Source organism: Natronosalvus halobius, assembly GCF_024138145.1.
GTDB lineage: Archaea > Halobacteriota > Halobacteria > Halobacteriales > Natrialbaceae > Natronosalvus > Natronosalvus halobius.
The window spans coordinates 1040107-1055406 of the sequence record NZ_CP099997.1 but is presented as its reverse complement, the minus strand read 5'-3'; the positions used below and the strand labels follow the sequence as shown (position 1 = coordinate 1055406).

The window sequence follows — 15300 nt, the reverse complement described above, 5'->3', positions numbered from 1 at the left end:
GACATATAAATATTTAATACAGTTACCAATTACCACGGATCATGGCAACACGAGACAATGGTGCCAGCGGAGGGACGAATCGTGGTGGCGACTCGAAACCAGGACTCTTCGAACGGGTCGGAAAAGAGCTCGCAGACGTCGTCGAACGATGGATGCCGAGTCCGTTTCTGTTTGCGATCATCCTGTCGTACATCGTATTCGTCGCCGGAATCGTTTTCGAGGGATCCGATCCGCTCGAGATGACCACCTACTGGTTCGAGGGATTCTGGGCGTTCCTCGCGTTCGCGATGCAGATGACGCTCATCCTGATGACGGGCTTCGTGCTCGCGTATCACCCACGAGTGAACGCGTTGCTCAAACGCTTGACCCAGCTTCCGAGTTCCGGGAAACAGGCCGTCGTCCTGGTGGGCGTCTTCTCGATGGCCGTGGCGTGGATTCACTGGGGGTTCAGCCTCATCCTCGGGGCGATTTTCGCTCGAGAGATGGGAAAGACAGCCCATCGGAACGGAATGCCGGTTCACTACCCGCTGCTGTGTGTCGCCGGGTACATGGGCCTCGGCCTGACCTGGCACTGGGGGCTATCGGCGTCGGCGCCGCTGTTGCTCAACACCCCTGAAAATGAGTTCATCGAGGGAGGCTACATCGACGGAATCGTCCCGGCCAGCGAGACAATCTTCAGTAGCTACGCCCTCTTGCTGACGGTTTCCTCGATCGTGGTCGCTGCTGCGTTCTTGTACCTGCTCGCGCCGGGGGCGGGGCGGACGCGCTCGATTACGGAATTCGTCGACGAGAAGAACCTGTTCGACGAGTCGGGGGCCGGTAGCGACACCGTTCCCGACGGCGGCATCGACACGTACGAGACGCCGGCCGAAAAAATCGACAACAGTCGACTCCTCGGCGGACTGATCGCTCTCGGTGGCGTAGTCATGGTCGGCTACCTCCTCGCGACCGAGGGCCTCAATGCCTGGAATCTCAATCTCGTGAACTTCGCGTTCCTGTTCGCTGGCTTGCTCGTCTTCCTGCGCCCCGCCTACTATCGCGAACGGTTCGGCGAGGCGGCGGAGGCCGCCGCCGGTATCATCCTGCTGTTCCCGTTCTTCGCCGGTATCCAGGGGATGATGAACGCCTCCGGGCTCTCCTCTTCGATCGCCGAGGGACTGTTCGCTATCTCGGAGCCGGCGACGTTCCCGATCGTCGCCTGGATTGCCGGCGGCATCGTCAACCTGTTCGTGCCCTCCGGCGGCGGCGAGTGGATCGTCCTCGGTCCTTCGGTCGTCGAGGCGGCACAGGGTCACGGCGTTCCCGTCGGGCAGGCCACCATCGCCTACGCGGTCGGCGACGCGCACACGAACCTGTTCAACCCGTTCTGGGCGCTCCCACTGCTCGCGATCACGGGGATCAAGGCGCGAGAGATGTTCGGCTACGCGATTGCGATGATGCTTCTGCTCACGCCGTTCCTCGCGCTCGCGCTTACGTTCATCCCGTACTGACTCGAGACGTACTGATCCGAGCGAAACGATATCACCTTCTGGGTCGAGATCGAGACCCGCGAAGTTGGCTCGAGCGATCGGTGACTGATTCGCTAACCGAGGAATCAGTCCCGTCCGGCGTCGTAGTCCCCGAGGGATCGATGCCTGCTATCGACGGCACAACACGCTTCCGTGTCACTGCCACACATACTGATGATCTGCTTCCAAACGGGACAGATGGGACCACGGAGGCAGATCGCGTATCGACTCGAGAGACAACGAGCGAGTGGAGCGATCTCGAAGGCGACCACACGGACACGCGCGATCCCCAACAGACACGGACGCGATCCCCCACAGACACGCCAATCGCATTACGTCCAGGAACAGAGTGCGATACAATATTTTTCGCGGACCACCGCCGAATCGAGAGCGACCGGTCCTCACCGTCCAGGGCGGAGTGATCGACCGGACGGCTCCGATCGCGTCCGGAGAAGCGAAACCGGCCGACAGCCGATAGTATAAGAGACTCGAGTTCGATCCTCCGAATATGCGCCACGCACGGGGTCCCCTGCTCACGGTCGACGTGAGCGACCGGACCGCAACCACGACCGACATCGACGATGTGCTCGAACGAACCATTGGCGGTCGCGCGACGGCCACCGCCCTCGCACACGACCGCATCCCGTTCGACGCCGATCCGTTCGGCCCGGAGAATCGCGCCTACCTCTCGACGGGGCCGCTCCAGCAGAGCCGGATGTCCTTCACCGGCCGGATGAACATGACCGGGCTCTCACCGCTGACAGATGGCCTGGTTTCAACCAACGCCGGCGGCTACCTCTCCCGGAACTTCGCAGGAACTGGCATCAGCGTCCTGGAGGTCGTCGGTGAGAGCGACGAGTTGCTCGCAGTACACGTCACGGACGGCGCCAACGGTGTCGAAGTCGAGTTCGAAGCAGTACCCGAACTCGAGAACGCACTCGTCCCCGAAATTTCCGAGTACGTGGCCGACACCCGGGACCTCGGCCCCGAACACTGCATCGCCATCGGCCCTGCCGGCGAGAACCTCGTGCGCTTCGCGAGCGTGATGACATTCGACTCGCGAGCGTTCGGTCGAGGTGGGCTCGGGGCCGTTCTGGGGTCGAAGAACGTCAAGTGCGTCACCTTCGAGGGCGATTCCGCACCCGACATCGAGTTCCCGCCGGTCCAGATGGACGTCCACCGCGAGGCCGCCGAGTCCGACGACCTGATGAAACGCCAGGGGACGACCGGCGGCACCGAGTTCATCAACGACAACTTCTCCCTGCCGACACGGTACTTCCAGGACTACGAGTTCGAACACGTGGCTGACATCGGCGGCAACGCCGTCGAGGAGAAGAAGTACAAGCGCGCGGCCTGCTCGGCCTGTGCCTACGGCTGTAAACTCCCGACCAGGGACGAAGAGACGGGCCTCGAGACCGAGGGCCCGGAATTCGAGACGGTCTACTCCTTTGGCTCCCTGCAGGGGATGGGCGACGTCGTCGACGTGATGAAGGGGAACGAACTCTGTGACACGCTGGGGATGGACACCATCTCCGCCGGCGTGACGGTCGCCGCTTACCTCGAGAGCGAGGACGCCTTCGGCGACGCGGATCTCGCCCACGAGATCACCGAACGAATCGCCTACCGCGACGGCATCGGTGACGTACTCGCCGAGGGCGTCCACCGCTGTCACGAGGAGCTGGGGGTCGACGACTACACCGTCAAGGGAATGGAGTTCGCCGCCCACGACGGGCGCGTCCTCCACGGACAGGGACTCTCCTACGCCGTTGCCAACCGCGGCGGGGACCACATGTACGCCAGCATGCTGAGCCTCGAGTACAGCGGCGAACTCGACCCGGAGGGCACGCTCGGCAAGGCCGAGACGCTGGTCGACGAGGAGAACTCGTCGGCGTTTCGCGACACGGGAATCGTCTGCGCGTTCGGCGACGACTACGTGACCGACGAGCGACTCGAGGAACTGTTCGACGCCGACTACGAGGACCTCATGGCCGTCGGCGCTCGCACGGTCGAGCGGGAACGTCACTTCAACAACCAGCGCGGGTTCGGCGTCGAGGACGACCGAACTCCCTACGATCTGCCGGACCTCGAGGCCGCGGTGGATGAGTACTACGAGGCTCGTGGCTGGAACGACGACGGGACAGTTCCGACGGGGCGAGTCGATTCGGTCGTTCCCTCCGCGGACTGACGGGGCCGGACTCGGGTCGTCACCGTCATCAGCGTTTCGCCATCAACCGCCGTACACCGACGGCACGAGCCGATACACGTCGCCGTCCTGGAGTTCCGTCTCGAGGCCGTCGAGGTGTCTGACGTCTCGCTTGTTCTTCGTCACGACCGTCTTTCCGGCGAGTGACTCCTCGTCGCCGTCGAGCAGGCGGCCCTCGAGCACCGGATAGGCGGCCTCGAGTTCGACGAGCAGGTCGCGGACGGTCTCGCCGTCCGTGTCCCACTCGGTCGTCGTTTCGCCGGTGTCCTCGCGAAACGGCCCGAAGAAGACACACTCGAGTTGCACGTCCCGACGGAGGGCGCCCTCGCTCTTGTACGTACGGGTTCCGGCGCTCGTTTGTGGATCCCAGCCGAGACCACTGGATCGACGGGGCGGCGCCCTTTTGGTGATCTACGCGCAATTGAGTCTATGCGTCACGCGATGGAAGCGGCGTCGGGAACCGTCCTGGCAGTCGGTTCTGCGTCCTGGATCGAGGCGCTCGCTAGCCCCGCCGAAACGGCGGCCAAGCGGTCGCAGTCGAGCGAAGACGGGAGCCAGCGAGCCAATCCCTCCGTTACCGTCTACGGCCCGGTTTCGGCCGTCGAAGAGCGGCCGCCAGAACTCGAGTCGCTCGAGGTAGTCGACTGCGTACTCACCGACGACGTGGGTACTGTTTCGGCCGCCTCCGCAGCACTCGAGGACGTGCCCGTGGTCGTCGGTCCGCCAGCCGATCGATCGACCGTCTCTGATTCCAGTCGAAACCACGACGGCGACCCGCTGGCAGCACACCTCGAGTCCGCCCTCGACGCCGGTGCGATCGACGTCGTCGACGTCACGACGGCAAACCATCCCGGTCTGCTCCGACGACGGCTCGCGACCGTTCTCGAGCGTCAGCGAGCGACGGCGGCCGCAGCGGAAGTGGACACCTGGTGCCAGACGTTGATCGAAAAGTCCCAGTCACTATTCCTGGTCCTGGACGACGGCGGGCGAGTAACCTTCGCCGGGCCGTCCACGCCTCACATCGTCGGTGTCGACCCCGATGCACTCGTCGACCACCCCCTCGACGAACGGATTCACTACGACGACCGCGATTCGTTCTACCGGGCGTTCGAGGCCGTTCGCGAGGCAGACGCCGGTACGTCGAAAACGTGTGAGTACCGGTATCGACACGCCGACGAAACCTGGCGCGTTCACGAGGCGGTCCTCACGAATCGGCTCGAGGACTCGGCCGTGGACGGTGTCGTCGTTTCGACGCGCGACATTACGGCCTACCGGCGGGTCGAACGTGAGTTGAGCGAGTCGTTCGACCGCGTCACCGACGCGTTCTTTTCCCTCGATACGAACGGGAACTTCACGTACCTCAACGAGAGAGCCGAAGAGCTCCTCGAGACGTCGAAAGAGGCGATCCTGGGGGAGTCGTTCGTCGATGTCTTTCCAGAGGCCGAAGGCGGCGACTTCCAGCGAGAGGCGATTGCGGCCCTGCAATCACAGGAAGCGCGAACGATCGAGAGCTACTACGAACCGTTCGATCGGTGGATCGAAGCCCGGATGTACCCGTCACCGACGGGGCTGTCGATTTACTTCAGAGACGTGTCGAGACGAGTCCGGCGTGAACGCGCGCTCGTCGAGCGGTCCGAACGGCTCCAGGTACTGGTCGAAAACGTCCCCGTCATCCTGTTCGTCATCGACGATGACGGAACGTTCACCCTCTCGGAGGGACGTGGCCTCGAGCGAATCGGACTCGATCCCGGGTCGGTCGTCGGCCAGTCGATATACGACGTGTACGCGGAGCACCCACCGGTCGTCGGCGACGTCAACCGAGCGCTCGGCGGTGAATCGGTCCACAGCTTCCAGCGGATCAAAGGTCGAATCTTCGAGACATGGTACCGGCCGGTGGTCACCGGTGGAACGGTCGAACGGATCATCGGAATCGGCGTCGACGTCACCGAGCGACGGCAGTACGACGAGACGCTCAACACGCTGTACGAAGCGACCCAACACCTGCTGACGGTCGAATCGAAACAGACCGCCTGTGAGTACATCGTCGACGTCGCCACCGACGTACTGAACCTGGAAAACGTCGTCGTGTTCCGGTTCGACGACCGAGAGAACGAACTCGTTCCGGCCGCGTACACGACGGACCTCCTGACCGATATCGGCTTGCCGCCCCGGTTCGGGCCCGACGACAGCATCTCCTGGCAGACGTTCGTCGACGGCGAAACGAAGGTCTTCGACGACATTCGAACGTCGCCACACGTCTTCGACGACGATACCGCCGTCAGAAGCGGACTCTTCGTCCCACTCGGTGAACACGGCGTGCTGGCAACGCTGTCGACCGATGAGGGCCAGTTCACCGACGAGACGGTCGACCTCGCGCAGGTGTTCGGCGCGACCGCCGAAGCCGCCCTCGATCGGATCAGTCGAACCCAGCGACTCCACGAACGCGAACAGGAGCTCAAACGCCAGAACGAGCATCTCGAGCGCCTGAACGAGGCGAGTTCCCTCCGCGAAGAGATCGAGTCACTCCTGCTGCGCGCGAGTTCGAGGGACGAAATCGAGACCGGGCTCTGCGACCGGCTCACGGACCTCGAGGACTGTTCGTACGTCTGGATCGGCGAACCAGACCCCGGCGGCAACGAGATACTGGCGCGCCATGAAGCCGGATACGGCCGCGGTTATCTCGAGTCGGTGACGGTGACGGCCGTCGACGACCCGGCCGCCGAACCGGCTGGTCGAACCGCTCGCACGCTCGAACCGACGAACGTCGACAACGTCGCCCAGGACCTCCGTCACGGCGCCTGGCGAACCGAAGCCCTCTCGCGGGACTTCCAGAGCGTCTACGCCGTGGCACTCGTCTACGACGACTTCCTGTACGGCATCTTGACACTCTACAGTACGGATCGAACGGGCTTCGACGAACCCATCCGGTCCGTCCTGGACGACCTCGGCGAGACCGTCGCCTACGCGATCAACGCCGTTCAGCGAAAACAGGCGCTCCTGGGCGGTGCAACTACCGAAGTCGAACTCGAGGTGACGACCGAGACGCCGCTGACAGCTCTCTCCCGCGTCGCGAACGCCCGCGTCGAACTCGAGGGGATTATTCAACAGGAAGACGGCACATCGACCGTCTTCGCGAACGTCGATAGCGACGTCGAACCCGACGTCCTGGACTCGATCGAGACGGTCACCGACGGGACCGTCATCAGTCGAACCGACGACCGAACAGTGATCCAGCTCGAACTGACGGAACCGTTCCTTGCCGCCATCGTCGACGGCCACGGCGGCTTGCTTCGATCGTTTACGGCTCACCCCGACACGGGAACGCGAACGACGCTGGAGATACCGAACTCCGTCGCCGTCCGAGAAGTTCTCGCGGAGATGAACCGACGAGGGCTCTCGGCGTCGATGGTCGCCCGTCGGGAGCGGTCGGGCGAGAACGAACGGTTGGCGGGGGACCCGAGGACGCGCGAGCGCGATCAGTTCCTGTCGTTGTTGACCGATCGCCAGCGAGAAGTCGTTCAGACCGCCTATCACGGCGGCTTCTTCGAGTGGCCGCGAGAGACCACGGGCGAGGAACTCGCTGGGTCGCTCGGCATCTCGTCACCGGCCTTCCACAACCACGTACGATCGGTCGAACGAAAGCTCTTCACCGCCGTCTTCGATCACGAGTGGAGCAGGGTTAACTGATTAACCCCCATTCTTCGACCACATTATAGGGTTAACAGCCAGACTCTTTGCCCAGACCTACAAACGGTCGACTGTCTTCCCATCTCTAGGGGGGTTGAATACACGATGACTGAAACATCTTCGCCACAAATTCGTTCTGGAACGACTGAATCGTACTCGGTTCAATTCGACCGACTCGACGACGAACCGCTGAGCGTCACCGTCGCCGACGCTGTAGCAACGTTTACCGGACTCGACGTTACGGAACTCGACCCGCTTCACTATGCTATCGACGCCGACGCGCTCGAGCGCCTCTTCGAGCCGCGCGCGGAGGGCCTTCGATCCGACGGCACGGTCTCGTTTGCCTACAACGAGTGTCTCGTGACTGTCTCCGCTGGCGGCGAAATCAACGTCGAGCCACTCGATAACTGATCGGTTCTGTATTTCTCGAGCTATCTAGACGAAAGTAGCGACGGCGTCGCTGTCGGAGTGCGAGTGACGAGTAATGAATAGCTCATTACGAACAACGAGGGGTAGCAAGTGACGAGAAACGAGCAGCGAGTAGCGAGTAGCGAGTAGCGAGTAGCCGCCCACACCCAAAAATATAGTGTGATATTAACACACTATATTGTATTCATTCCCCATAGGCAACGTCTTTATAGGACGTCTCGCTACGTCTGTCCATGTCATCGAAGACCCCCGAATCCGAGACGATGAAAAACGTTAGCCACACCCCGCCAGCAGGACACTCCGTCACGAACGTCTGGCACCGCGGACGAGACGACGACGAATCGGACGAGTAACTAGCGTCTAGTCGCTGTCCTGGATCAGTTCTCGCTTCGCGAGCGAGATTACTACCTACTGCCTACTGCCTACTGCCTACTGCCTACTGCCTACTGCCTACTGCCTACTGCCTACTGCCTACTGCCTACTACCTACTGCCTACTACCTACTACCTTCAGAGCGACCGCCGTCTTCCCTTCGGAATCATCGACCTGAGCTCGTCGTGCAGGTAGAGGCCGACACCGATTGGCTCGCGGTCGCCGTCGACGTCGTGTGCGGCGATTAGATAGCCCCAGTCGCCGTCCCACTCGAGGGACTGGTCTTCGCCGTCGGCGAACCGGGTCGCTTCCGCATCCGAGAGGTCGACGACACACCGAGTGGCGTGCCGTCCGAACCGCTGGACGAAATCCGTCGTCGGCTTCCAGTGGTCCTGTCGCGTTCGCAGGCAGGTCATCCCGAGGGCCTCGATTTCGGCCGGTGACGGGCTCTCCCCGCTATAGATCCAGATTTTCCCGGCCCCTTTCTCCCAGAACGTGTGTTCCTCGAACGTCTCTGGCGGGATGCCAAAGCGGTCCCCGAAGTACTCGAGCACCGCTTCGCGCGAGGCCCGGCCCTCGACAGTTCGGTCGGCGTCCGTCGCCGGGAGCCGATCGAACTGCTGACCGACGTTCATCTCGAGGTCGTCGGCCATCAGGCGCCCACCTCCAGTTTCGCGACGAAAAAGCCGCCGGTGTCGTTGTGGTGCGGATAGATGCGGATCGCCCGTTCGAGGCTCGGGTCGTAGGTCTCGTCGTTCCACTCGGTGACGCCGGGGGCATACTCGAGGTCAGGGTCGAGATCCACGTCGACGACGCGACAGTCCTCGGCATCCAGGACGTGCTGAACGACCGCTTCGTTCTCCTCCGGCGCGAACGTACACGTCGAGTAGACCACGGTGCCGCCCGGCTGGGTCGCCTGCACCGCTCGCCGGAGAATACCCTTCTGAATGCCCGCCACCGAGTGGACGTGGTCCTCGGACCACTCCTCGAGCGTCGTCGGGTTCTTGCGAATCGTCCCCTCACACGAACAGGGGGCGTCGACGAGTGCGTGATCGAACTGGTCGACGGCCAGCGGCGCGAACGAAAAATTTCGCGCGTCCTGGTGGGTGACCGCCAGCGATGTCGCGCCGAGACGCTCGGCATTGAATCGAAGCGCTGAGAGGCGACCGAGGTTGCTGTCGTTGGCGACGACTGTGCCCCGGTCGTCCATCAGCGCGGCCAGCTGGGTCGCCTTGCCGCCGGGGGCCGCGCAGGCGTCGAACACGGTCTCGCCTGGGTCGGGGTCCAGGACGACGGGCGGCACCGCGGAGACCTCCTCCTGGGTGTGGACGAACCCGTGAAACGAGGCCCACGTCGACCCTGGCGAGTCGGTCTCGAGGCGGAGTACCCGCGGATTCCACGCGGCCTGTTCGTACTCGATGTCGTCGTGCTCGAGGGTCGCTATCGCTCGCTCCACGGAGGCCTTGATCGTGTTCACCCGGACGGCGATTCCGAGCGGCCGTCCGCAGGCTGCCTGAAACGCCTCGAAGTCGTCGACGATCGGCCGGTACCGCTCGAGTGGCTCCATTGGGACGAGATTCGAGGGCGCTTCGTTTGTGGGTTTCGAAGCGGTCGGCGCCATGGGGTCGACACCACGGGGCCGGCGCCAGGGAGATCGATGCCACGGGGCCGAGAGCCGCGGGCGCCTGCCGTGGCCGGTTTTAAGTCGCCAGACGATGTCACCTCGCCTATGTCAGAGATCCGTAGACAGGGGCCGGAAGCCGAACTCGAGGACCCAGTGCTCGTCGAAGGGTTTCCCGGCATCGGTCTCGTCGGGAAAATCGCAACCGACCACCTGATCGACCAGCTCGACATGCGCTACTACGCGAGCGTTCACTGCGACGGACTCCCGCGAATCGGGATCTACCGCGGCGGATCAACGACCATCCAGCCGCCCGTCCGACTCTACGTCAGCGAGGCCGAGGACGTCATCGCGCTCCAGAGCGACGTTCCCATCAGCACGCAGGCGCTCGAGTCGGTCGCCGGCTGTCTGACAAGCTGGGCGGTCGACCACGACGCGACGCCGGTGTACCTCAGCGGCCTGCCCTCCCAGCGTGACGACCCGCCCAAACTATTCGGCGTCACGACCGGCGACGCCAACGCCGTCGACACCTACGGCATCGATAGCCCGACAGAGGACGGCGTCATCAGCGGTCCGACCGGCGCCCTGCTCAACCGGGCGGCCGAACTCGGGACCGATTCGTTCGGCCTCGTCGTCGAGTGCAGCCCGCAGTTCCCCGATCCCGAAGCGGCGAGCATCCTCCTGGAGGACGGCATCTGTCCCATCGCCGATGTCGAACTCGACGTCGAGGCGTTGATCGATCGAGCGGGGGAGATCCAGGAACAGCGCCAGGCGTTCGCCGAACGGATGCGCGAGGTCGAATCCGCCGAGAGCACGCAGGCCCAGCCGTTGCGGATGTATCAGTAACCGACGCCTCCACGCCCGCCCCGTCACGAGAGGTGGCACCCGCAAACCCAACGCCTTTTCGACTCGTCCGCTAGCGCTCGAGTATGGATTCCAGTTCCGAACCCACCAGTGGGGACTGTCCGGCCGCGAACGGCATGCCGATGCTCGGCCTCGGCACCTGGCAGAACACCGATCCGAGCCAGTGTGCGGACTCCGTTCGAACCGCGCTCGAGATGGGGTACCGTCACGTCGATACCGCGCAAGGTTACGACAACGAGGAGTACGTCGGGCAGGGAATTGCCGACGCTACTGCCAACGCCGACGCCGACGCCGACATCGACCGCGAGGACGTCTTCCTGGCGACGAAGGTGGCTACCTCAAACCTTGCCCACGACGACGTCCTCGAGACAACCGAGGAGAGCCTGGCGAAACTCGGCGTCGACGCCGTCGACCTGCTGTACGTCCACTGGCCGATCAACACCTACGACGCCGAGGAGACGCTGGCCGCGTTCGACGAACTCTACGACGACGGCCTGATCCGCAACGTCGGCGTCAGCAACTTCGAGCCTCGCCACCTCCAGGAGGCGATCGACCTCCTGGATGCACCTCTCTTCGCGAACCAGGTCGAGTGTCACCCGCTGCTTCCCCAGGAAGAGCTTCGGTCGGTGTGTGCCGACCAGGACGTCGAACTCGTCGCCTACTCGCCGCTGGCTCGAGGCGAGGTCTTCGACGTACCCGAGATACAGTCCGTGGCGGAAAAACACGACGTCAGCGAGGCCCAGGTTAGTCTCGCCTGGCTCCGCGAGAAAGGCGTCACCGCGATTCCGAAAGCGACCGGCCAGGATCATATCTCGGACAACTGGGCGTCGCTAGGCGTAGAGTTGGACAGTGAGGATCTCGAGAGAATCGACGGGATCGAGGAAGTGCATCGAGAGGTGGATCCGGATATGGCTCCCTGGAATTGATCTCGATTATACAACCACGAATCTTCGGCGTTACTCAGAATCGAACTCAGAGAACCTGATTTCGATGAATTTCGTGTCTCGGCTTGCTTCCTCCATTTCAGTCTCCGAGACTTGTTTTAATACCTTATTCTCGAGATTTTCGTCGTAGTGAATCAGCAGGTGATCCTTGTTGTGGTTATCCGTAACGATGTCGTCGATAGCCAGTGCCCCGTAGATTTCGACCTCGTCGTTCATGTGCAGCGTTCCCTCCGATGCGTGGAGTAACCCAGTTAACTCGGATCGCGAATTTTCCTGAGGTTCTATTTGCACGTCTCCGGATACATAAAAGGAGATATCCAACGAATTATGCGCGTCCTGATTGATTACGGATGAATCGTCTAGCACGAGGTCACCATCTACGTGAACCTCAAGTTCGTTTCCGGATTCAACGATAATGTCCGAAGAGGACAGTTCCAGATCACCGTCAACGTACAGCGTCGAGCTATCGGTTACGGTAATTTCGTTGGAGGTAACGAGAAGTCCCTTCTTGTAGTACTTGCCTCCCTCGAGATCGCCAGTCACGTACAATTGTTCGTCCGAGTAGTCAGACGGATTATCCAGTAACTCTGACGTTGGAATCCCTTTTTCGATACTGTCGTTGTCCCAATAGACGTTATCAGCCTCGAAGTTTTTGTGAGATCCGTTACGCATATTCTTCTTCACATTTCCTGATGTGACAAAGTCACCCCTGATGAGGATCCCCTGAGATCCTGCTCCCATGTTGTCGTCTAGGTCGTCATGGGCAGCAACCTTCGCGTTCCGGTTAGGATTGGCAGGATCGTATGATCCGACCTCAGAATTGTAACTATCCGCAGTCAGCCCCGGTATATCGTTCAATCCGACGTTTTGCTGGTTGGCCAATCCGAGCGAGAGCGCGTTCTCGACGGTTTTCGGTTCAGGTGCTTTTCCACCAGGGAACATAACTTTGAGGGTATTGTCTTCCGGAATTGTTTCGATATCGTCAGCATCTTCAAACAGAGTTTCCCAGTGCTCGTAGTATTCGCTCTCGATTACGATAGTTACGTTGGCAGTCGAGTCAGTAATTGGAACCGACCGCGTCGTTTTGTGTCGCAACTCTTCGTTCAGTGAATCCCCAGAAACGACAGGCATCGTAAGTCGATATACTCCATCCTGTGAATCCATTTCTGGAGAGTCTACCACTCGCTCGCCATCGATGAGTAATCCGCCTTCGTAAACCAGGTTGCCGTTCACGATGCGGTTCATGTCGTGATTTGCAACGACCTCCCCGTCTACGAGAACCTGAATATTTCCTCCCGATTCGAACTCGAATTCACCGACGTCCGTCGCCAACGTCCCGTCATTTGACATAGAGGCCGTTCTCATCTCCTGTGAGAGCGACTGCATTTCATTGATTCTGTGTTCTGAGTTCGATTGATCCTGTACAACGGCGAGGGCAGACGACCCCATAACGGCAACTGCCGTCGCTGAAATGATGACAAAACCCATCAAGAGCACAACCCCAATAATACTCGCCTGTCCCCGTCCCATGAATGTTCTTGGGTTCCGTTTGTCTTTCTAGCATATCTAGCTATTGGCCAATGAGGATGCTAACGTCCAATACACGAGCGAGAAAGCACGGTACTATTCAGCCGTATTCCCTCAATCGGGGCGCACTACCCAACTCGGTCGAGTATCGTCTTGTGTCGACCTGGCCAAAATTTCTCTCGACGTGTTTTCACCCCATCAGCAATGTTGAGCAGACACTCCCCTAATAGCGGTCTCCCGAGGCGGATTATTCGCTCGGCGAGTAGTTCGGCGCTTCGTCCGTAATCACCACGTCGTGGGCGTGCCCCTCGGCCTGGCCAGCCGAGGAGACACGAACGAACTCCGCTCGCTCCTTGAATTCGGGGACCGTCTCCGCACCGACGTACCCCATTCCCGACTGCATTCCGCCCGCGAGCTGGTGGAGCTCCGACTGGAGCGTGCCCTTGTACGGCGTCGCCGCCTCGACACCCTCCGGCACGTACTCCTCGTCGTCCTCCGGATCATCCTTGAGGTATCGGTCGCCGTCACCCGATTTCATCGCCCCGACAGATCCCATTCCTCGATACTGCTTGTAGCGCTTGCCGTTCATCGTCACGACGCGTCCAGGAGCCTCGTCAGTGCCCGCAAAGTACGAACCGAGCATCACGGCGTCGGCACCGGCGGCGATCGACTTGATGGCGTCGCCGGAGTAGCGAATTCCGCCATCAGCGATCACCGGAATGTCGTGCTGGCTCGCCACGTCCGCGACCTGCGCGACCGCCGTGATCTGGGGCATACCAGCGCCGGAGACGACCCGCGTCGTGCAGATCGATCCCGGGCCGATGCCGACCTTGATGCCGTCGGCGAAGTCCACCAGGTCCTCCGCGGCCTCTCGCGTCCCGACGTTCCCGACGACGACGTCCGCGTCGACGGATTCTTTGATCTCGCGCGCTCCGTCGATGACGTTCAGGTTGTGCGCGTGGGCGCAGTCGATGAAGAGCACGTCCACCCCCGCCTCGTCGGCCGCGACCGCGCGATCAGTTTCGAACGGACCGACGGCGACGCCACACCGCAGGCGGCCGGTTTCGTCTCGAGCGGCCTGTTTGTACTCCCGTCGCTGCAAGATGCCCTGCATCGTGACCAGGCCGACCAGCAAGTTCTCGTCGTCGACGACGGGGACGCGCTCGATCTTGTGCTCGTACATCAGGTCGAACGCGTCGCGCGCGTCGATGTCCTGGGGCGCCGTGATGACCTCGTCGGTCATCGCCTCCGTCACCGGGTCGTTCTCTCCTACCTCGAGGTGCGGGCGGATGTCCGTACTCGAGATGATGCCCAGCACCTCGCCGTTCGTATTGACGACGGGTGCCCCGCCGACGCCCTCGCGGACCATCATCTCGTCGACCTCGCGGACCGTCATCTCCGGGTCGGCCGTCACGACGTCGTCGAAGGGGATGATGAGTTCGTCCGCGCGCTTGACACTACTAATCGATTCGACCATCTCATCGATATTCATGTTCCGGTGGAGGACGCCGAGTGCGCCGTGACGGGCCATCGCGACTGCCATCTCGCTCTCGGTGACAGTGTCCATCGCCGCCGAGAGAATCGGGACCGAGACCTCGACGTTTCGAGACACTCGCGAGGACAGGTCCGCCTCGTCGGGCTCGACACGACTCTCCTTTGGCCGGAGCAAGACGTCGTCGAACGTCAACGCTTCCGGTACGCGCAATTTCGCAGAATACGGCTCGTGCTCGGGAACGTCGTTCGCCATGTAAACTGTCCGGAACCGTCGGTAAAAAGCGTTCCGAGACTCCCTCGAGCGTGTGGTACTCGACGCCATTCTCGATGTTTGACGCGATGGGGTTCCGACACTAGCACTGTTACTGCCACCGGTACTACCACAATTCACGGTCTCACTCCCTGGCGGGCAACTTTTGCTGATCGATGTCGCCCAGTGTTGAAAACTCTCGTCTAATCGGCTACGACAGGAGATATTCTCTAGTGTTACTCGTGTTTCGGTTACGATTTCACGGTTCGTGTTCAGCAATCTCACACAACGTTTAATAATACAGGTCCACTCGATTCGAGTATGCACGCTGTGAACTTCCGCGATTCCCGACTCGCCGGCCGGACGACGTTCGACTCCGTAGCCGCGATTTTCTTTGGGAAT

Annotated in this window: 12 protein-coding genes; 7 read left to right on the top strand and 5 right to left on the bottom strand. The window is 61.5% G+C overall.

The genetic code is table 11. The features are described from left to right. Positions 1 to 41 precede the first annotated feature (41 nt). A complete protein-coding gene (locus NGM15_RS05070) occupies positions 42 to 1490 on the top strand; it encodes a short-chain fatty acid transporter (protein WP_253436119.1) in 1449 nt (482 codons plus the stop codon). A gap of 526 nt (positions 1491 to 2016) precedes the next feature. Beyond that, positions 2017 to 3693 (top strand): aldehyde ferredoxin oxidoreductase C-terminal domain-containing protein, encoded by a 1677-nt coding sequence (locus NGM15_RS05065; RefSeq protein WP_253436117.1) that lies wholly within the window; start codon positions 2017 to 2019, stop codon positions 3691 to 3693. Positions 3694 to 3735: 42 nt separating this feature from the next. On the opposite strand, the gene NGM15_RS05060 is transcribed toward NGM15_RS05065, so the two are convergent. Next, the gene (locus tag NGM15_RS05060) at positions 3736 to 4017 is read right to left on the bottom strand and encodes a ubiquitin-like small modifier protein 1 (RefSeq protein WP_253436115.1); all 282 of its coding nucleotides are present in this window, start codon (positions 4015 to 4017) and stop codon (positions 3736 to 3738) included. A 123-nt stretch (positions 4018 to 4140) separates the two neighbouring features. On the opposite strand from NGM15_RS05060, the gene NGM15_RS05055 reads away from it, so the two are divergent. From NGM15_RS05055 to NGM15_RS18995, 3 genes are all read left to right on the top strand, one after another. Then, a complete protein-coding gene (locus NGM15_RS05055; RefSeq protein WP_253436112.1) occupies positions 4141 to 7398 on the top strand; it encodes a PAS domain-containing protein in 3258 nt (1085 codons plus the stop codon). A 105-nt stretch (positions 7399 to 7503) separates the two neighbouring features. Continuing rightward, positions 7504 to 7809 (top strand): HalOD1 output domain-containing protein, encoded by a 306-nt coding sequence (locus tag NGM15_RS05050; RefSeq protein WP_253436109.1) that lies wholly within the window; start codon positions 7504 to 7506, stop codon positions 7807 to 7809. 251 nt (positions 7810 to 8060) lie between these two features. Further along, positions 8061 to 8180 carry a DUF7989 family protein gene (locus NGM15_RS18995; protein WP_484549591.1) on the top strand — a complete coding sequence of 40 codons (120 nt, stop codon included), beginning with the start codon at positions 8061 to 8063 and terminating at the stop codon, positions 8178 to 8180. A gap of 155 nt (positions 8181 to 8335) precedes the next feature. Here NGM15_RS18995 and NGM15_RS05045 read toward each other — a convergent pair whose 3' ends face one another. Then, on the bottom strand, positions 8336 to 8851 hold the full coding sequence (locus NGM15_RS05045; protein ID WP_253436107.1) for a DUF7122 family protein: 516 nt from the start codon (positions 8849 to 8851) through the stop codon (positions 8336 to 8338). After that, positions 8851 to 9765, bottom strand: a complete 915-nt coding sequence (locus tag NGM15_RS05040) for an RsmB/NOP family class I SAM-dependent RNA methyltransferase (protein ID WP_253436104.1) — start codon at positions 9763 to 9765, stop codon at positions 8851 to 8853. Before NGM15_RS05040 ends, NGM15_RS05045 begins: the two co-directional genes overlap by 1 nt. Positions 9766 to 9927: 162 nt before the next feature. Between NGM15_RS05040 and NGM15_RS05035 the strand changes: the two genes are divergently transcribed. Then, positions 9928 to 10665, top strand: coding sequence for a proteasome assembly chaperone family protein (locus NGM15_RS05035; protein ID WP_253436101.1), 738 nt, complete (start codon positions 9928 to 9930; stop codon positions 10663 to 10665). An 83-nt stretch (positions 10666 to 10748) separates the two neighbouring features. Further along, positions 10749 to 11609 carry an aldo/keto reductase gene (locus NGM15_RS05030; protein ID WP_253436098.1) on the top strand — a complete coding sequence of 287 codons (861 nt, stop codon included), beginning with the start codon at positions 10749 to 10751 and terminating at the stop codon, positions 11607 to 11609. Between the two features lie 30 nt (positions 11610 to 11639). Here NGM15_RS05030 and NGM15_RS05025 read toward each other — a convergent pair whose 3' ends face one another. After that, on the bottom strand, positions 11640 to 13157 hold the full coding sequence (locus tag NGM15_RS05025; protein WP_253436095.1) for a DUF7289 family protein: 1518 nt from the start codon (positions 13155 to 13157) through the stop codon (positions 11640 to 11642). Between the two features lie 244 nt (positions 13158 to 13401). Then, positions 13402 to 14901 (bottom strand): IMP dehydrogenase, encoded by a 1500-nt coding sequence (gene guaB / locus NGM15_RS05020; protein WP_253436092.1) that lies wholly within the window; start codon positions 14899 to 14901, stop codon positions 13402 to 13404. Between the last annotated feature and the right edge of the window lie 399 nt (positions 14902 to 15300).